Source organism: Capnocytophaga sp., from assembly GCF_030532915.1.
Taxonomy (GTDB): Bacteria; Bacteroidota; Bacteroidia; order Flavobacteriales; family Flavobacteriaceae; genus Capnocytophaga.
This window is the reverse complement of the sequence record NZ_JAUNKD010000024.1, coordinates 19,753-37,282: the sequence shown is the minus strand read 5'-3', so window position 1 is coordinate 37,282 and position 17,530 is coordinate 19,753. Positions and strand designations below refer to the sequence as shown.

General features: G+C 41.8%; 18 protein-coding genes. 5 read left to right on the top strand and 13 right to left on the bottom strand.

Annotated elements, in window-relative coordinates; genetic code table 11:
• Window positions 1-303: 303 nt before the first annotated feature.
• Together Q4D72_RS08495 and Q4D72_RS08490 are read left to right on the top strand one after the other, a co-directional pair.
• Window positions 304-1,467 carry an ABC transporter permease gene (locus Q4D72_RS08495; RefSeq protein ID WP_303077406.1) on the top strand — a complete coding sequence of 388 codons (1,164 nt, stop codon included), beginning with the start codon at window positions 304-306 and terminating at the stop codon, window positions 1,465-1,467.
• Complete coding sequence (locus Q4D72_RS08490; protein WP_303077405.1) at window positions 1,454-2,635, top strand: ABC transporter permease; 1,182 nt, start codon at window positions 1,454-1,456, stop codon at window positions 2,633-2,635. Before Q4D72_RS08495 ends, Q4D72_RS08490 begins: the two co-directional genes overlap by 14 nt.
• Window positions 2,636-2,654: 19 nt before the next feature.
• Here Q4D72_RS08490 and dgt read toward each other — a convergent pair whose 3' ends face one another.
• The 4 genes from dgt to Q4D72_RS08470 form a co-directional block, all read right to left on the bottom strand.
• The gene (gene dgt, locus Q4D72_RS08485; protein WP_303077404.1) at window positions 2,655-3,977 is read right to left on the bottom strand and encodes a dGTP triphosphohydrolase; all 1,323 of its coding nucleotides are present in this window, start codon (window positions 3,975-3,977) and stop codon (window positions 2,655-2,657) included.
• Between the two features lie 6 nt (window positions 3,978-3,983).
• Window positions 3,984-4,271 carry a DUF6722 family protein gene (locus Q4D72_RS08480; RefSeq protein ID WP_303077403.1) on the bottom strand — a complete coding sequence of 96 codons (288 nt, stop codon included), beginning with the start codon at window positions 4,269-4,271 and terminating at the stop codon, window positions 3,984-3,986.
• Between the two features lie 121 nt (window positions 4,272-4,392).
• Entirely contained in the window at window positions 4,393-4,614 is a 222-nt protein-coding gene (gene yidD / locus Q4D72_RS08475; protein ID WP_303077402.1) for a membrane protein insertion efficiency factor YidD, read from the bottom strand.
• Between the two features lie 89 nt (window positions 4,615-4,703).
• On the bottom strand, window positions 4,704-5,507 hold the full coding sequence (locus Q4D72_RS08470; protein ID WP_303077401.1) for an enoyl-ACP reductase: 804 nt from the start codon (window positions 5,505-5,507) through the stop codon (window positions 4,704-4,706).
• Window positions 5,508-5,689: 182 nt separating this feature from the next.
• On the opposite strand from Q4D72_RS08470, the gene Q4D72_RS08465 reads away from it, so the two are divergent.
• Together Q4D72_RS08465 and Q4D72_RS08460 are read left to right on the top strand one after the other, a co-directional pair.
• The gene (locus tag Q4D72_RS08465; RefSeq protein WP_303077400.1) at window positions 5,690-6,631 is read left to right on the top strand and encodes an NAD-dependent epimerase/dehydratase family protein; all 942 of its coding nucleotides are present in this window, start codon (window positions 5,690-5,692) and stop codon (window positions 6,629-6,631) included.
• 80 nt (window positions 6,632-6,711) lie between these two features.
• A complete protein-coding gene (locus Q4D72_RS08460; protein WP_303077399.1) occupies window positions 6,712-7,794 on the top strand; it encodes a DNA replication/repair protein RecF in 1,083 nt (360 codons plus the stop codon).
• A 1-nt stretch (window position 7,795) separates the two neighbouring features.
• Here the strand turns inward: Q4D72_RS08460 and Q4D72_RS08455 are convergent, their stop codons facing one another.
• Window positions 7,796-8,038: a hypothetical protein gene (locus Q4D72_RS08455; protein ID WP_303077398.1), complete on the bottom strand. Its 243-nt coding sequence runs from the start codon at window positions 8,036-8,038 to the stop codon at window positions 7,796-7,798.
• A 4-nt stretch (window positions 8,039-8,042) separates the two neighbouring features.
• Window positions 8,043-8,312, bottom strand: a complete 270-nt coding sequence (locus tag Q4D72_RS08450) for a twin-arginine translocase TatA/TatE family subunit (protein WP_303077409.1) — start codon at window positions 8,310-8,312, stop codon at window positions 8,043-8,045.
• A gap of 84 nt (window positions 8,313-8,396) precedes the next feature.
• Here Q4D72_RS08450 and Q4D72_RS08445 point away from each other — a divergent pair, with 84 nt between their 5' ends.
• Window positions 8,397-9,704: an NAD-dependent succinate-semialdehyde dehydrogenase gene (locus Q4D72_RS08445; RefSeq protein WP_303077397.1), complete on the top strand. Its 1,308-nt coding sequence runs from the start codon at window positions 8,397-8,399 to the stop codon at window positions 9,702-9,704.
• 141 nt (window positions 9,705-9,845) lie between these two features.
• Here Q4D72_RS08445 and msrB read toward each other — a convergent pair whose 3' ends face one another.
• The 7 genes from msrB to infB form a co-directional block, all read right to left on the bottom strand.
• Window positions 9,846-10,823 (bottom strand): peptide-methionine (R)-S-oxide reductase MsrB, encoded by a 978-nt coding sequence (msrB, locus tag Q4D72_RS08440; protein WP_303077408.1) that lies wholly within the window; start codon window positions 10,821-10,823, stop codon window positions 9,846-9,848.
• Window positions 10,824-10,927: 104 nt separating this feature from the next.
• On the bottom strand, window positions 10,928-11,395 hold the full coding sequence (locus Q4D72_RS08435) for a DUF417 family protein (protein WP_303077396.1): 468 nt from the start codon (window positions 11,393-11,395) through the stop codon (window positions 10,928-10,930).
• Window positions 11,396-11,668: 273 nt separating this feature from the next.
• A complete protein-coding gene (locus Q4D72_RS08430; protein WP_303077395.1) occupies window positions 11,669-11,944 on the bottom strand; it encodes a hypothetical protein in 276 nt (91 codons plus the stop codon).
• A 5-nt stretch (window positions 11,945-11,949) separates the two neighbouring features.
• Window positions 11,950-12,486 (bottom strand): RNA polymerase sigma factor, encoded by a 537-nt coding sequence (locus Q4D72_RS08425; RefSeq protein WP_303077394.1) that lies wholly within the window; start codon window positions 12,484-12,486, stop codon window positions 11,950-11,952.
• A gap of 192 nt (window positions 12,487-12,678) precedes the next feature.
• Window positions 12,679-13,047 carry a hypothetical protein gene (locus Q4D72_RS08420; protein ID WP_303077393.1) on the bottom strand — a complete coding sequence of 123 codons (369 nt, stop codon included), beginning with the start codon at window positions 13,045-13,047 and terminating at the stop codon, window positions 12,679-12,681.
• A gap of 6 nt (window positions 13,048-13,053) precedes the next feature.
• A complete protein-coding gene (locus Q4D72_RS08415; RefSeq protein WP_368502039.1) occupies window positions 13,054-14,010 on the bottom strand; it encodes a DUF4300 family protein in 957 nt (318 codons plus the stop codon).
• Between the two features lie 601 nt (window positions 14,011-14,611).
• On the bottom strand, window positions 14,612-17,476 hold the full coding sequence (gene infB, locus Q4D72_RS08410) for a translation initiation factor IF-2 (protein ID WP_303077392.1): 2,865 nt from the start codon (window positions 17,474-17,476) through the stop codon (window positions 14,612-14,614).
• Window positions 17,477-17,530 lie beyond the last annotated feature (54 nt).

Genomic DNA, 17,530 nt, shown 5'->3' with positions numbered 1-17,530 from the left:
ACCAAAAACTTTGACAAAGTTTTGAAACTTTGTCAAAGTTAAAAAACCAAAAGTTACAAGAATGCACTCATTCTAACAATTCCAAAAATAAAAAGCTACAATAACGAACGCATTCCGATAACTTTTTACTAAAAACTTTGTCAAAGTTTGCAACTTTTACAAAGTTAAAAAACCAAAAGTTATAAGAATGCACACATTCTGACAACTTTGAGCATCAAACTTTGACAAAGTCTTGAAACTTTGTCAAAGTTAAAAACCAAAAATAACTAAAACACCCTTAGTTGCATAATTAAAAATTTTAAAATGAACTTGACAGCCTTCATTTCAGGAGAATTTAAACGGCTATATAGCTCGCCTAAACGCTTGATGATAACTTTTGGCTTGCCGATATTGCTGTTTCTCTTCTTCGGATATACTTTCAAAGAAAATACCCCTACGGAATTGCCCGTTCTGGTAACTGATTACGACCAAAGTGTATTATCGCGACAGCTAATTCGCTATCTCGATGCTACCAGTATTATGCGCATCGAGGCACAAGCCGAGAGTTTGCAATCGGCACAAACCCGCTTGCGTACGGGCGAGGTATATGCGTATATTGTAATACCCAGCGGTTTTGAAGCTGACATTCTCCAAAGCAAAACTACGAAGGCAATCTGTTACACTAACGGAAATTACTTGCTGCCATCAGGATTTATTCAAACAGCGTTCCTTTCCACAGTCGGGACATTGTCTGCCGGCATCAATATTAACAAACGAACGAAACAGGGAGTAGGTGTATCGCAGGCACTTGCCGAGGTTCAGCCTATCCGAAATGATGCGCATTCACTCTATAACCCTTATAAAAATTACAAATACTTCCTGAGTTTGGGCTTTATACCTATGATGTTTCAAATGGTAGTGATGATTGTATCGATTTTTGCATTAGGGCAGATGTTTAAATACCGAACTTCGGTGCAGGCTTACAATCAGGCGGGCAACAATGCTTGGATTTTGTTGGTTGGCAAGCTACTCCCGTATACGGTTAGTTTCTTGTTTTTAGCGTTTCTGATGGATTTTTACTTATTTAAGGTGCTTGAAATTCCGTCAAAAACCAATTTCGCGGTAGGGTCGATACTCATCTCGCTCCTACTCGTGCTTGTAAATCAAGTTTTGGCTGTGTTCTTCGTGTCATTCTGCAAAGATTTACGTATGGCACTTACCTTTGGCGGGGGCTTTACGGCTATTGCCTTTTCATTTTCAGGATATACTTTCCCGTTGGAAGCAATGCCCGAAGCGGTACAATACGTGGCGAGGTGCTTTCCGTTTACTCATTTTTTACAAAGTTATATAAACACCGCCGTTCGGGGACTTTCACTGTTCTATTCTTGGGAGAATTTACTGGCTTTTGGTATTTTTAGCTGCACGCTATTGGTCTCTTTCCCGAAGTTTGTTAAATTGGTAAAACAAAATGGCTATGAAACGACGTAATCTTATTATTTATACTTATGTAGAAGAGTGGAAACGCATCTTTTCAGATGCTGCCGCTTGGACATCTTTATTTATCATCTCCATTCTGGTAGCTTTGGGGTATACGTATGTATATTCGCTTGAAGTAGTTCAAGATGCGCCCATTGCGATAGTGGACGAATGCCGAAGCGCCGAGAGTCGGCAACTTATCAGAATGGTAGATGCGAGCGAACAGGTGGCTGTCACGCATTCGGTAACGGATTTAAATGCTGCGAAAGCATTATTTTACAGTGGCAAGGTTCACGGGATTGTGGTCATTCCGAAAGATTTTACGGAAAAAATCTACCGGAAACAACGCACTTCGGTAAGCGGTTATTATGACGTTGCCTATTTCTTGTACTATAAGCAAGTTTATCGGGCTGTGGCTTCCTCGATTGCATATATGAATGCAGGTATTGAGCTTAAAGGACTATCGGCACGAGGGCTTTCGACCCATCAGGCGATGAACGAAATGACCGCCGTGAAGGCGCAAACGGTATCTTTATTTAATCCGAATGGTGGCTACGCCTCATTTGCTATGCCTATGGTTTATTTACTTATCATCCAGACTCTACTCCTGACAAGTATCGGTCTGTTGGGTGGTACCGCGCGTGAGCGACAGGCATTTTTGCCTGACCACAGCGGGTTGCGTTCGGTGTGGGGCATTATTGGCGTAGTTATCGGTAAGGCGCTTTGCTACGTTACAGTAGCTTACATTTATATAAGTATGGTGCTTTGGGTGATTATGCCGGCTTTCGGCATCGCTCAACGGGCAAATTGGATAGAAGTATATACCTTTTTGCTGCCCTTCTTTATGAGCATCGCCTTCTTAGGGTTATTCTTGATACGCTTTTTTAGGCATCGTGAGGACGCGGTGATGATTATTTCTTTTTCATCTATTCCTTTCCTGATATTGAGCGGTATTTCGTGGCCTGTGGAGTCCTTTCCTGCCCCCTTGCGCTTTATTGCCGAGTTCGTGCCAAGCTCGTCGAGCATCAAAGGCTTCATTTCGCTGACCCAAGGCGGGGCGTCTTTGCCCGAAGTTCAGTATCTTTACCTAAAAGAATGGGGGTTGGCGTTGCTATTCTTTGTATTGGCAGTTTATTTTTTTAGAAGAATCGCCAAGAAAGAGCAATCCAACCCTTCGTGAGATTGTCTGCGCGCGGTCATTACAGCTTGCTTGCCAGTTCAACAGCTTTGCTATCGGTCAGGCTCGCTATATAACAGGTTGCCGAAAGTACCCTGTCGTAAAGCGTTCCGGCTTTTCGGTAACGTTCGGGTAGTGATTTCAAGATAAGTTTATCAAATGACGAGGCTCTGCCATTGGTGTCATTGATGATTGCCGATAGATGCACATCGAGCAAACGCTGTAAAATGCCGTATCCGGCTATTTCTTTCTCGATAACCTCATCGGATTGATAGATGTTTGACACACTGAAATTGATAATATCATCAATTTGCGGTCTGAATATGCTTTGGCTGAGCAATGAAGTATGGAAATTGCCTTGCAGAATGCTGCTTTCATTTTGAATAAATAGTTGCGTGGCTTCACTCACCAAGGTTCCGATAGCGATAGCCCTCAAATAGGCGATGCGCTCCTCTTTGGTTTGTAGTTTACTGTATTTTTGGGTGTTAATTCGGTCAGAAATTAGTTTCCCGAAATACTCCAACGCCAAATCTTCGGAAATTAAGCCCAAGTTGATTCCGTCTTCAAAATCAATAATCGTGTAACAAATATCGTCGGCTGCCTCAACCAAAAACGCCAACGGGTGTCTGGCAAAACGAATATCATCACCGCTGCCGGTGGCTTTGAGTTGTAAGGTTTGGGCTACTTCGGCAAAAAAACGCTTCTCGGATTGGAAAAATCCGTACTTTTTGTCGGCTATGTTTTTAGTGGGTTTTATAGGAAGTGATTCTTTCGGATATTTGGTGAAAGCGCCCAATGTGGCATATGAAAGCCGCAAACCACCCTCTACGCCGGGGCGCGATTCGCTTAAAATACGAAAACCGTTGGCGTTGCCTTCAAAGTTGCAGAGGTCGGCATATTCTTTGTCAGTGAGCAGGTGCTTTATGGCGGTTCCTTTTTTATGGGAAAAGAACTCGCTTATGGCTCTTTCACCGCTGTGACCAAACGGCGGATTGCCAATATCGTGCGCCACCGATGCTGCGGCTACAATCGCACCGAAATCATTGGTTTGGTAGCCCAATTGTTGCAGTTCGGGATATTTTTCAAGCAAGAAACTACCCACCGAACGCCCCAAACTGCGCCCGACAACCGACACTTCAATGCTGTGTGTGAGGCGTGTATGCACAAAACCTGTTTTTGACAACGGAATCACCTGCGTTTTGTCTTGCAAACTACGAAATTCGCTCGAAAAAACCACACGGTCATAATCCACATCAAAATTCAGTCGGGTTTCGTTTTGCCCTTTTCGCAGACGTTTTTCAGTATCTCCGAACTTATTGAGCGAGAGTAAGTTTTCCCAATTCATAGGCTGTTATCCGACGTTATCTTGCAAAAAGCTGTTTTCTTTAATGGGTTTATTTCTGTTGGAAGTAAACTTCTTTTTAGGTCTGTTTTTCGACTTAAAAGTATTGGGTTGTTGTTTTTTTGTGCCTCCGCCATAAAGATAAAGACCTGATAACAAAGCAATAACCACCACTGCCGAAGCTATACTAATTTCCGTTATTCCAAATTTATCGGAAGCCAGCAACCCTGCCAGCAAAAAGGCACCCACCATATATTTTGATACGTCAATGAGCCATTTTCCAAATTCTTTTTTCATATGTTCAACTATGTGATTTTAAATGTTTATAAAATTCGAAGTTATTTCATTATCTTGAAACCATTTGAATTTTGAAACGACCTCAAGCGTTTCAAGCAATTTCTTAAAATACACCGCAAAATCAAGGTACGGGGTCATAACCGCTTCCTCCCCACGGATGGCAACTGAAAATCCGTTTGATTGCCAACCAACCGCCTTTAAAAAATCCGTGTTTTTTAAGTGCTTCCAACGCATATTGCGAACACGTGGGCGTGTATCGACAAGTAGGTGGTTTTAAGGGAGATATAAACATCTGATAAAAACGCACCAATACGATAAAAGGAAAAGCGAGTATTTTTTTCATTCTATGGAAGTTATTAGCAATTAGTAGTTAGCGAATAGCAATCAGAACTGACCACTAATTGCTAACCACTAATCCCTAACTCCTTAAACTTAAAATCGTTCAATAACTTCTTGACTTACACCCGTATTTGAAAATCCGCCGTCGTGGAAAAGATTTTGCATTGTTACTTTTCGCGTCAGGTCAGAGAAAAGGCTCACGGTGTAATCGGCACAATCTTGAGCGGTTGCATTTCCTAGAGGCGACATTTTTTCGGCATACGAAATAAATCCGTCAAAACCTTTCACGCCCTGCCCTGCCGTTGTAGGGGTTGGCGATTGCGAAATGGTATTGACACGCACCTTTTTGTCCTTCCCGAAGAAATACCCGAAACTGCGTGCGATAGACTCCAAATATGCCTTATTATCAGCCATATCGTTATAATCAGGGAAGGTACGTTGTGCCGCCATATAGGTCAGTGCCACGATGCTTCCCCACTCGTTCATCGCATCGCTTTTGTACAAAACTTGACACACTTTATGGAAAGAAAGCGCCGAAACGTCCCAACCTTTTGCCGTAAAATCATAATTTGATTCGGTGTACGGAATGTTTTTACGCACATTTACCGACATTCCGATGGAATGCAGCACAAAATCCAACTTTCCGCCCAAAATTTCCATCGCTTTGGTTACCAAATGCTGCAAATCGTCCATATTGGTAGCATCGGCAGGAATAATTTCAGAGCCTGTTTTTTCGGCTAACTGCTTGATTTGCCCCATACGCATCGCAATAGGAGCGTTAGTTAGTACAAATTTTCCGCCTTCGGCGTGAACGCGCTCGGCTGTTTTCCAAGCAATTGAATTTTCATCCAACGCACCAAATATGATTCCTCTTTTTCCTTTCAATAAATTATACATAATTACTTTGTGTTTTTTTGATTTGACAAAGATATAAAAAAAGTTGAAAACCAAAAACAACACTCCCCTCTTTTAAAACAAAGTAATACAAACTCCTAAAATTTATTTCTGAAAATGGATTTTTTGTTTTGTTTTTTTTCGTATCTTTGTGGGGTGAAATTTAACCAATTCATCGTACAAAAATGACAACAACAAAAATATTACTTACAGGCGCAGGCGGGCAACTGGGCAGCGAACTAACTGAGGCTCTGGCTAAAAAATTCGGAGCGAAAAACATTGTAGCTACCGACATCAACGAAAAAGTTGCCAAAAAATTCTCGTACTGCCATTTTGAAGTTTTGGACATACAAGACAGTACACGGCTGGAACATCTTGTTGAAACTTATCAAATTACGCAAATTTATCACTTGGCAGCGTTGCTTTCGGCTGTGGGAGAGAAAAATCCGCTTTTTACGTGGAATTTGAATATGAACGGATTGCTCAATGTACTGGAAGTTGCCCGCAAAAAGAATTTAGACAAAGTGTACTGGCCTTCGTCCATCGCAGCTTTCGGCGTAAATACACCCAAACAAAACACACCGCAAGAGACTGTTACCGAGCCAAATACCGTTTACGGAATCACCAAAGTTTCAGGCGAATTATGGTGCCAGTATTACTTCCAAAAATACGGCGTGGACGTTCGCAGCCTTCGCTATCCGGGGCTTATCGGCTACAAATCGCTACCCGGCGGAGGCACAACCGATTACGCAGTTGATATTTACCACAAAGCCATCGCCGGAGAGGAATTTTCCTGCTTCTTGAACGAAAACTCATACCTGCCGATGATGTATATGCCCGATGCCATAAAAGCAACCATCAATCTGATGGAAGCCCCCAAAGAGCAGGTGAAAGTACGCACATCATACAACATTTCGGCTCTTTCATTCTCTCCGAAAGAAATTTATGAAAGCATCGTGAAAATCATTCCTGATTTCAAAATCAAGTACGAACCCGATTTCCGACAACAAATCGCCGACAGTTGGCCTGACAGCATTGACGACTCGGCAGCGCGCAACGACTGGGGCTGGTCGCCCGATTTTGATTTGGACAAAATGACCGAAGACATCATCAAAAACCTGAAATAAAACACGCTCATAATGTTAGTAAACACAAGCTGTAAGTTGCTATTTCTGCGACTTATAGCTTGCTTTTTTGTTAAAAATTTATGTTTCTGAAAAAACTTTCCGTTGTAAATTACAAAAATATTCCGTCAAAAGATTTTCTCTTCGAGGCAAACATCAATTGTTTCGTGGGGAACAACGGCATCGGGAAAACCAACCTGCTCGACGCCATTTATCACTTGGGAATGGGCAAGAGCTATTTCAATCCGTCGGCGGTGCAAAACATTCGTCACGGAGAGGAATTTTATATGATTGAAGGGCTTTTTGACCGAAGTGAGCGCGAGGAACAAATTGTTTGTAGCATCAAAAAAGGACAAAAAAAAATCATCAAATGCAACGGAAAAACTTATGAACGCATAGCCGACCACATCGGGAAATATCCGATGGTCATTATCTCGCCTGCCGACCAAGATTTGATTCTTGACGGAAGTGACGTGCGTCGCAAATTTTTGGACGGCATCATCTCACAAACCGACCCGACCTATTTGGACACGCTTCTGCGTTATAACCGCGTGCTTTTACAACGAAACACCTTACTGAAACACTTTGCTGAAAATCGTTTTTTTGATGCCGACACGCTTTCAATTTACGACACACAACTCGCTGATTTAGGGCAATATATCTATGCAAAACGAAAAGAATTTATGACCGTTTTTCTTCCCATTTTTGAGTATCAATATCACTATATTTCCGAAGGGAATGAAAACGTAAACCTAACCTACGAAAGTGCGCTCCATCAAACTGATTTAGCCACATTACTATCAGATAACATACAGAAAGACAAATCTTTACAATACACTTCTGCGGGCATTCACAAAGATGATTTACTTTTTGAAATAGAAGGCTTTCCGATGAAGAAATACGGAAGTCAAGGGCAACAAAAATCGTTCTTGATAGCCCTGAAACTATCTCAATTTGAGGTTATTAAAAAACAATTAAAAGTAATTCCGATTTTTCTGTTAGATGATATTTTTGATAAGTTAGATGACAATCGCGTGGCAAAACTCGTGTCGTTGGTAACACAAAAACATTTCGGACAATTGTTCATTACCGACACCCACTATGAACGCACCGAAAATGTGGTGAAACAAACGCAATTGGCGTACAAAATTTTTCAAATGCCGTAACTTATTTCCCAATTTGTTTTATTTCTTTGGAAAACAGCCATTTCATAAAAATCTTTTCGCCTTTTTCAGTATGAACCGCCGAAAAACGAGGCGAAACAAAAACGGACACAATTCCTGAAATCAGTCCGAACCAAACATAACTCAACTGCGGAAAAAAGTACACAAGCCCCGTACGCAACAGCATAAAAATCAGCGCAAAGCATACAAAATTTAAGAAAAAGGCTTTATTTTTGGGTGTCATCATCGGTTTAACGTTGTCTTTTTACGGTTCCTGAAACATTGGTGATTTCCTGAATTTCTTCCTTCACTTTATCCACCTCATTTTTAATATCTTCCACAAAGGAAGTGTCAATATTATGTTGCTCGGCACTTTTTTTGATTTCACTTTTAATTTCATTGGAAGCATCGCGAAGCTGCCGCATTCCTTTGCCCAAACCGCGGGCAATTTCCGGAATTTTATCCGCCCCGAACAAAATTAAAACGATAAAAAGTACAAAAAATATTTCAGAAAAACTCATACTCACATAAAATATATGCAAACGTACGTATTTTTTGCAAATTAAACAAATTATCGTAGTTTTGCTACACTAATTGAAAACATAATGGAGAAAATTACCTTACAACAAGCCTTTGCTCACCTTGAACAAATGCAAAAATCATACAGCCTTTGGAAAGATGTTCCGCTACAAAAACGAATTGATATTGTTCTGGAAATCAAAAACAAACTACTCACAAACACTGAACTTTATGCCCGAGCCGTCACCGAGGATATGAACAAACCCATCGCCCAATCAATTGATGAAGTGAAAAAATGTGCCTATTTGTGTGAGTATTACGCTCAAAATGCAGAAGCTTTTCTTACACCGCAACACATCAAAACCAAGTGGACAGAAAGTTACGTTGTTTTTGAACCAATGGGCGTTTTGCTGGGTGTGATGCCTTGGAATTTTCCGCTTTGGCAAGTATTTCGTTTTGTGATTCCGAATTTAATTCTCGGGAATTTATTCGTTGTAAAACACGCATCAAATACGCCAAAATCAGCTGAGTTACTGGAAAGTATTTTCAACAGCCAAACCATTGATTATCCGCTATATAAAAATCTTCCGTTAGACGTAAAATTCGTTAGCGACATCATCGCTCACAAGCACATCAAAGGCGTTTCCCTAACCGGAAGTGATGCCGCCGGCAGAGCCGTTGCCCAATGCGCCGGACAAAATCTGAAAAAAACCGTTTTGGAACTCGGTGGAAACTCCGCTTTTATCATCTGTGAAGATGCCGATTTGGATTTGGTGTTGCCCGCCGCCCTCAACGCCCGTATGCGAAACGCCGGACAAAGTTGTATCGCCGCCAAACGCTTTTTGGTTCACAATCGGTTAAAAGATGTGTTTTTGAAACGATACCAATCTGAAATTGAAAAGCTTAAAGCAGGAGACAAATTTGATTACACCACCGAAATCAGTGAAATGGCACGTGAAGATTTAGCCGTTGAATTGGAAAAAATGGTCAATGAAAGTATTGCCAAAGGTGCAAAACTCATCTGCGGAGGCAAACGCAAAGGCGCTTTTTTCCAACCTACATTACTCTCGGACGTAACTCCCGAAATGCCTGTTTTCACCGAAGAAACCTTTGGACCTGTTGCCGTTGTTACCGCATTTGACAGTTTTGAAGAAGCCGTTGCACTAAGCAATCAATCCGAATTTGGGTTGGGAGTTTGCATCTTTTCAAAAAATACGGATTTTATCAAATCACAGGTTCACCACTTTGAAGAAGGCGCCGTTTACATTAACGAAATGCTAATCAGCGACCCGCACCTGCCTTTCGGTGGCGTAAAAAATTCAGGCTACGGACGCGAACTTTCACAATTCGGGCTGTATGAATTTGCCAACATCAAAACCATTATTGTAAAATAAGCCTATTCTTTTCCGTTAAAAATCAACCTTTTAAAGAAAAATAAAATTCCCTTTCACTCACAAGAAGCGAAAGGGAATTTATCAACACAATATAATTAGGAATAACTCGTTTTTGTTACATCATTGAGCGGTATGTTTGCCTTATTTTTTGCTTAACAATTTCAAATAAGCACCATAACCTTGCTTTTTCATTTCTTCTTTCGGAATAAATTTAAGCGACGCACTATTGATGCAGTACCGAAGTCCGCCTTTGTCGGCAGGCCCGTCGGTAAATACGTGCCCTAAATGGGCATCTCCGGTTTTGCTGCGCACTTCCATTCGGGTCATTCCGTGTGATTTGTCGAGCTTTTCGGCAATGAGCTTCTTATCAATCGGTTTTGAGAAACTTGGCCAGCCACAACCCGAATCAAATTTATCGGTTGAGACAAACAGTGGCTCACCGGTAGTAATATCCACGTAAATTCCCTCACGAAATTCGTTCCAATACTCATTATTAAACGGACGTTCGGTAGCGTTGTGCTGTGTCACGTCATATTGTAACTTCGTTAGCGTTTTTTTAAGCTCGGCAGCGTCAGCCTTTTGGTATGTTTTCGCCTTGGGTGCCGGATTGGCGTTCTTTGCCAATTCAAATAGTTTAGGGTTGATGTGACAATAGCCACCGGGGTTCTTATCTAAGTAATCTTGATGGTATCGTTCGGCATCGTAAAAGTTTTTTAGCGGCAAGTTTTCCACAACAACGGGCTTGGTGTGCTGCTTTGCCAAATCGTTTAGCGCTTGTCGGATAATCTTTTCATCGGCTTTGTCAGTAAAATAGATACCGGTGCGATAACGCGTCCCTTTGTCGTTACCTTGTTTGTTAAGGCTGGTAGGGTCAATCGTTTTGAAGAACAACTCCAACAGCAATTCGAGCGACACTTCCTGCGGTTGGTACACCACTTTCACCGTTTCGGTAAAGCCCGTCAGGTCAGTGTACACTTGTTCGTACGTTGGGTTTTGAGTGTTTCCGTTGGCGTACCCCACTTGCGTAGATACCACACCGCGCACCTGTTTAAAGAAATGCTCCGTCCCCCAAAAGCACCCTCCTGCAAAATATATTTCCTTAGTGTTTTTCATTTGCATTACTTTTAAGCGTTCAGTCTTTTTATTTGCGTACAAATAGGTTATTGTCAGCAACAATACGGCACTTAATGCCATTACAAAGGTAGTTATTTTTTTCATTTGCGTCAATTATTAGCGTTATTTTTTTCAACATTCCCTAAAACCATTACTCCGAAGCCGAGCAGTAGCAAGTCTTTCAGAATAAAGAAATCCGTTACCGGCACCCCGTCCACCACCTGCCACATCTTGGGCGTTGTGAACAAATAACTGAGCGTCACCAAAAACGTTACGAGCATCGCTATGCCTACATATTTTCGCAAAGGCGGAAACTTCGGCGTGAGTAGCACCCCAACGGCAGTGGCAATTTCAATCAGCCCGATAAGGTTCGAAACCTGTTGCACGCTAAACACTTCATACGCCCAAAAGGTTAAAAAGTGGTGCTTTACAAGCGGTTCAATGGCTTTTGCTTCGGTGGGCGTGAACTTGAAAATCCCAATCCAAAGCAACAAAAGCGCCGTTCCGAAAAGCGAAATATAATATCCCGCCCAAAAGAGCTTCCGTTGCGGAAACAAACAAAACTGTGTACTTTTCATTATCTTAAACTTTTTTAATGCTATTCGTTTGATAGATTAGTCGTGACGCAGTCGGTTTCCTGACAAAAATTTTTCACTTTTTTTAAAAATAGGTAATCGTATGGCGATGCACTTCAAGCTTTGTCAAAGTTTTCAACTTTGACAAAGCTACCCTACCCCCGAAACCCGCTGCTTCACATCGGGAATCGGTTGCCCAACATCCGGCATTGGTTGCTTCATCTTCGGCATTAGTTGCTTCACGTCAGGCATTCAATGCCAAATCATCGGCATTTCTTACTTCATTTCGGAAAATTGACGCTTCAATTTCTGTTGAAAATCGCACACCTCCGAAGCATCAAACGACACATCGGGCTGCTTGTGCGCTTGTTTGCGCATCAAATTATCAAGGTACGTCGCTTTTTGCCGGTATGAGCGACAAAGGTTACACCATATTAAATGAAAGCGCAACCGAAGTTTTTCAACAAACGACAACCTTCCGGCGAGCTGTTTCTCAATAAGAAACGACACTTCACTACACGGAAGAATCAAAAAATGGATAAGTTTTCTCATATTCATCATAGGGCATTTTGTTCCAAACATTCGCGAAGCTGTAACCGACTTCGCTGTAATATCTTCCAAAGATTAGTCGAAGAAACCCCCGTTTCCTGACAAACCGCTTCATTTTTTTTCTGTTCCAAATAATATAGTTTCACCAATGTCTTCCATCGCGGAGGCAGTTTTTCAATACAGTCATATAAGGCGCTTTCAACGTCCAGTTCTGCTTCAAAAGGCGTTTCCCAGCCTTGGGTTACCTCCCGATTTATCCAATCGCCGTTCTCATCAAAGAAATGTGAGACACTAATTTCGGCAGGTTGCTTGTACTTCACCCGATAAAAGTCGGCTATTTTATTACGAAGGATACTCTGCAACCACGTCAGCGGACTGCTTTCTTCTTTAAAGGTATGCAAGCGGGTGTATGCCGCCAAAAAAACTTCTTGAACGACATCTTGTGCCGCTTCTTTGTCCGAAAGCATATAACCGGCGCGTTGCAACAGCGCATCGGAGTAGCTTTCAATCCATCGTTGGAACTCTTTGTTCTGCTCGTGAGTCATTTTTTTCGCTTTTAAGGAATTTTTATCTACATAACGGGCAACCGCCTCCCGATGTTCCGCTTACAATAAACAAGCAAAACGGAAATTCGGGGCTTGTCCGTCGTTACACATAATTGTTATTTTTTTATTCTGAATCGCCAATAACCAACTAATTACCATTAATTTTCAGCATCAAGACGTATTTTTTTCATATCAGACGGCTTCGTTATCAAAAAAATCGCGCTTTTCAAAGTAATGCACCACGGCTTCCTTCATCAAAACCGATTGTTCACCGGGTTTGAGCGGCGGGAGTTCTTCCACGAGCGCATAGTGCGGCCATCCGTCGGGGTCGGTGTACTCAAAACGGTAATAGCCGTAAGGTTCAAGCAGCTTGCAAATGGCAATGTGCATCAAGTTTACCTTTTCGTCCTTTTTGAATTTGCGTTTTATCTGCCCGAGTTCCTGTATGCCTATCAGGTAGATAATTCCTTCCAAATCTAAGGTTTCGCCTTCGGTAAATGTTTGTGAAAGCCGGCGCACAACCTCCTCCCAACGGCGTTTTAATTGTTCATCTCTTGCCATTTTTTGTTATATTTTCGGTTCTATGTTGCGCGGATTGGGTCGGTAACCTTCCAGTAACGCATCGTTTTCCATCAGGAACGGCTTGGCTTGGGATTGCCCCTTATCTACGTCGTATCGGTTCATCAGGTAATCGTTCAACTCGGTTCGGTTATTGAATTTGATGGCTTGGTAAGGCTCATCGAACGCCAATTTTTCAATAAAGAGCAATTTGTTGTTTTCTGTCGGAAGCAGAAGCCCCACGTGACCGATAAAAAGATAGATATCGGCAGGGTCATCACTAAAAACCGAATGAAAAACAACACTCACCAGCGATGCTTTCGAGGCATCACCCGTATGAAGGAAACGAATACCGCGCTCACTGAATGCCTCCTGCATTTTTTGCAAATGACGGGCAACATCTTTATGATTTTCAGCAGGAACAGAAGCAAAAAGAGCCATAAAATTAGCTTCTTCGGCTTGGGTTAATGTTTTTTGGGCATTGGTTTTCAAGGCATCGGCATCAATAAGTAGGTTTTTGGCTTTTTCTTGCATCGGATTACCTACCGAAATCAAATCACGAAACAACCCAAATGAGGTAAGCCTGCAATTATACCCCGGAAAAACCGGATGTTTGGCTTCCCATCGGGTGATAATCTTCCCTACGTCATATGCAACTTCCAACGAATCAGACATTACAAAGCCATCGGCAACAAGACCTGCCTCACCAACGGTTTGATTAAAATCCGTAACCACTTCAAGGAAATCATCGGCATACGTTTGCCGCACTCCACCGGCAATAAGTGCCTCTCTAACGAAATTTTGTGTAGGTTTATCTACCAGATTTGAATATTCAATGGTTTTCAGAAAAGGTTGCTCAACAACTTCCGATGAAACCGCATCATTTTTAGCTTTTTTACCCTGCGGATTATCGCACCCCGCACCAAGAATTGCCAACAAGGCAACCAGAAAAGTCTTTTTCATCATTATATTTTTATTTTTACCAGACAAAATTATAAAAATACTTTAATTATATAGTATTTTCTCACACTTTTTATCGTCTTGACCTATTATATTTCAAACATAACCGCCAAGAAACAAGCAATTACCTGCATTATTTAATAAAAGGTCACAAAGAAACGATTTAATACCGCCATTCTTTAACAAAAGGTCAGCAATAAATGTTCCAAAGGCATTTAAAAACAATTTATAGGCTACAAGAAATCATATTTGACCGACAAGAAATCACATTTGACCGGTAATAAATCATATCTGACTGCCGATAAATGATTTTTTACCGGTAAGAAATGAATTATAGTCGGCAAAACCCTTCTTATAAGCCATAAAATAACCTAAAACGGTACTTTTTACATCAAAATAAGCCATCTAAAAAGCAAAAAAACCAGTAAAACACCTTAAAACTGCCATAAAACCCAATTTATTTACAACCAAAATAGATTTATTGGCAGTTAAAATCCATTTATTGGTGGTTGTTATTGAAAAACACTAAAAGAGGTAACCATTACTGATTACCCCTTTCCATTAATCATAAAACCATTATGAATGACAAGTAATTTAAACCCTTAAATTATAGTTTCTTTTTAACGGCTACCTCTTGGAACGCCTCAACTACGTCGCCTTCTTTGATGTCGTTGTAGTTTTTAATCTGCAATCCGCAGTCATATCCTTTTGAAACTTCCTTCACATCGTCTTTAAAGCGTTTAAGTGACGAAAGCTCGCCGGTATAAATGACCACATTCTCGCGGATAAGGCGTATCTTTGAGTTCCGGAATATCTTCCCATCGGTAACCATACAGCCCGCAATGGTTCCGACTTTCGAAATTTTGAAGAGTTCTCGAATCTCAACGGTTCCGGTAACTTCCTCTTTAAACACGGGTGAAAGCATTCCTTCCATCGCGTCTTTCAGGTCGTTGATGGCGTCGTAAATGATGGAATAGGTTCGGATATCTATCTCCTCACGGTCAGCCAATGCGCGTGCATTTGCCATCGGACGCACGTTAAACCCGATAATGATGGCATCGGAAGCCGAAGCCAACAACACATCTGATTCGGTAATCGCCCCTACTCCTTTGTGAATGATAGACACTTGAATCTCTTCGGTTGATAGCTTTTGGAACGAGTCGGTAAGGGCTTCTACCGAGCCGTCCACGTCTCCTTTGAGGATAATATTGAGTTGTTTAAAGTCGCCCAAGGCAATTCGGCGTCCAATCTCATCAAGTGTGATGTGGCGTTGTGTCCGCACCGATTGTTCGCGTTGTAATTGTGCGCGTTTGGCAACAATTTGCTTGGCTTCGCGTTCATCTTCAAACACATAGAATTTATCGCCGGCTTGTGGCGCTCCGTCCAACCCGAGTATGGAAATCGGTGTTGAAGGACCTGCGGTTTTTACTTTCTTACCGCGTTCGTCGTGCATCGCACGGATTTTTCCGGAGTTAGTTCCGGCAAGCACATAGTCGCCCACGTGCAACGTTCCGGCTTCAACCAACACGGTAGAAACATAACCGCGCCCTTTGTCAAGCGATGCTTCAACCACCGTACCCACTGCGCGTTTGTTGGGGTTGGCTTTGAGTTCTAAAAGTTCGGCTTCAAGCAATACTTTTTCCAAAAGCTCTTGAACGCCAATACCTTGCTTGGCAGAAATGTCTTGCGACTGGATTTTCCCACCCCAATCTTCTACCAAAAGGTTCATTCCGGCAAGTCGTTCTTTAATCTTTTCCGGATTTGCCGTAGGTTTATCTATTTTATTGATAGCGAAAATAATAGGCACACCGGCAGCTTGTGCGTGGCTGATAGCCTCTTTGGTTTGCGGCATCACATCGTCATCGGCAGCCACCACGATAATGGCAATATCGGTAACTTTGGTTCCGCGCGCACGCATTGCGGTAAACGCCTCGTGCCCGGGGGTATCCAAGAAGGTGATTCGCTCGCCGTTCTCCAACTTAACACTATAAGCACCAATATGTTGGGTAATTCCTCCGCTCTCACCAGCAATTACGTTTTCTTTACGGATATAATCCAAAAGCGATGTTTTTCCGTGGTCAACGTGCCCCATAACGGTTACGATAGGCGCACGCGGCTTCAAATCGTCAGCGGCATCTTCTTCCACTTGGATTGACTCTTCGATGTCGGCAGTGGCAAATTCCACCTCAAAACCGAATTCATCAGCCACAATAGTCAGAGTTTCAGCATCTAAGCGTTGATTCATCGTAACCATAATGCCGAGCGACATACAAGCACCGATAACTCTGTTGATAGGCACGTCCATCATCGTAGCGAGTTCGTTTACGGTAACAAACTCGGTTACTTTCAGGATTTTTTCTTCTTGTTCAAGTTGTGCCAACTCATTTTCAGCCTTTTGGCGGTGTGAATCACGCTTTTCTTTACGGTACTTCGCTCCTTTTGACTTATTGCTTTTACCTTGTAATTTCTCTAAGGTTTCACGTACTTGCTTTTGAACTTCTTCATCGGTAGGTTCAACTTTGGTAAAGATTTTTCCTTTTTTGTTGTTACCTTTGCCTTCTTTTTTGTTGTTATTATTTGAAGTAGAAGCTGTTGTATCTTCTTTTCGGATACGTTTGCGTTTGCGTTTTTCGGCATTGTCTTCACCTGCTTTTTGCGTATCGGCAGGTTTGGCATCTTTTTTATCGCCTGCTTTTTTCTTCTTCTTTTTCTTCTTTTCAAACTGACTTAAATCAATCTTCTCGCCCACCAACTTGGGACCGGTAAGTTTCTGATATTGTGTTTCAATTACTCCAGTTTCAGGTTCTTCGGTAGGTTTTTCATCTTTTTTGGCTTTTTGAATTTCTTTTACCTTTTTCGGATGATTTTGCTGATTGTTTTGCGCTTTTTGGTTTTGAGGATGTTTGTCTTTTTGAGGGAATTCTGTTTTCTTTTTGGGTTGCTCTTTATCCGTTTCGGGCTGAACAACATCGTTTTTAACCACTTCGGGTTGCACTTCTTCTTTCAAAGGCTCGGCTTTTTGAACGTTGACTTCGGCTTGGGGCGCTACGCTCTTAACTTCAACTTCGGGAATTTCAGGCTTTTGCTCAACCACCTGTTGAGCCGGTTTTTCCTCTTTTTTGGGTTCGAGGTCAATTTTCCCGACGGTTTTAATTCCGGCAACAGTTGCCTTAGCACGAATTATTTCTTGCTCTTGTGCCTTACGTTTGCGCTCATTTTCCTTTTCTTGTTCAATGCGAATCGCTTCGCGCTCTTTGCGCTGATCTTCAACAATTTCCTTTGAAACTTCACGCTTGCTTTTATCTGCATTGAATTTATCGGACAAAAACTTCACGGCTTCACCCGAAATTTTCGTATTCGGATTTGCCTCAATTTCAAGCCCTTTTTCTTTTGTTAGATAATCAATCGCCGTATCCAAAGAAATGTTGAATTCCTTTAAAATTTTACTTAATCTTGTAATTCCCTCGCTCATATATTTTATGTTTTGCAACAAGCCCTCCAACCGCTCATTGCTTTATAAACCTCA

What these genes read in the sequence shown, in the direction of transcription:
- Q4D72_RS08435 (WP_303077396.1), bottom strand. Translation starts at nt 11,395, where the DNA reads ATGAAAAGTACACAGTTTTGTTTGTTTCCGCAACGGAAGCTCTTTTGG.
- Q4D72_RS08460 (WP_303077399.1), top strand. Translation starts at nt 6,712, where the DNA reads ATGTTTCTGAAAAAACTTTCCGTTGTAAATTACAAAAATATTCCGTCA.
- Q4D72_RS08445 (WP_303077397.1), top strand. Translation starts at nt 8,397, where the DNA reads ATGGAGAAAATTACCTTACAACAAGCCTTTGCTCACCTTGAACAAATG.
- Q4D72_RS08480 (WP_303077403.1), bottom strand. Translation starts at nt 4,271, where the DNA reads ATGAAAAAAGAATTTGGAAAATGGCTCATTGACGTATCAAAATATATG.
- Q4D72_RS08465 (WP_303077400.1), top strand. Translation starts at nt 5,690, where the DNA reads ATGACAACAACAAAAATATTACTTACAGGCGCAGGCGGGCAACTGGGC.
- Q4D72_RS08470 (WP_303077401.1), bottom strand. Translation starts at nt 5,507, where the DNA reads ATGTATAATTTATTGAAAGGAAAAAGAGGAATCATATTTGGTGCGTTG.
- Q4D72_RS08420 (WP_303077393.1), bottom strand. Translation starts at nt 13,047, where the DNA reads ATGGCAAGAGATGAACAATTAAAACGCCGTTGGGAGGAGGTTGTGCGC.
- Q4D72_RS08425 (WP_303077394.1), bottom strand. Translation starts at nt 12,486, where the DNA reads ATGACTCACGAGCAGAACAAAGAGTTCCAACGATGGATTGAAAGCTAC.
- Q4D72_RS08455 (WP_303077398.1), bottom strand. Translation starts at nt 8,038, where the DNA reads ATGATGACACCCAAAAATAAAGCCTTTTTCTTAAATTTTGTATGCTTT.
- dgt (WP_303077404.1), bottom strand. Translation starts at nt 3,977, where the DNA reads ATGAATTGGGAAAACTTACTCTCGCTCAATAAGTTCGGAGATACTGAA.
- Q4D72_RS08450 (WP_303077409.1), bottom strand. Translation starts at nt 8,312, where the DNA reads ATGAGTTTTTCTGAAATATTTTTTGTACTTTTTATCGTTTTAATTTTG.
- Q4D72_RS08495 (WP_303077406.1), top strand. Translation starts at nt 304, where the DNA reads ATGAACTTGACAGCCTTCATTTCAGGAGAATTTAAACGGCTATATAGC.
- Q4D72_RS08430 (WP_303077395.1), bottom strand. Translation starts at nt 11,944, where the DNA reads ATGAGAAAACTTATCCATTTTTTGATTCTTCCGTGTAGTGAAGTGTCG.
- Q4D72_RS08490 (WP_303077405.1), top strand. Translation starts at nt 1,454, where the DNA reads ATGAAACGACGTAATCTTATTATTTATACTTATGTAGAAGAGTGGAAA.
- msrB (WP_303077408.1), bottom strand. Translation starts at nt 10,823, where the DNA reads ATGCAAATGAAAAACACTAAGGAAATATATTTTGCAGGAGGGTGCTTT.
- infB (WP_303077392.1), bottom strand. Translation starts at nt 17,476, where the DNA reads ATGAGCGAGGGAATTACAAGATTAAGTAAAATTTTAAAGGAATTCAAC.
- Q4D72_RS08415 (WP_368502039.1), bottom strand. Translation starts at nt 14,010, where the DNA reads ATGATGAAAAAGACTTTTCTGGTTGCCTTGTTGGCAATTCTTGGTGCG.
- yidD (WP_303077402.1), bottom strand. Translation starts at nt 4,614, where the DNA reads ATGAAAAAAATACTCGCTTTTCCTTTTATCGTATTGGTGCGTTTTTAT.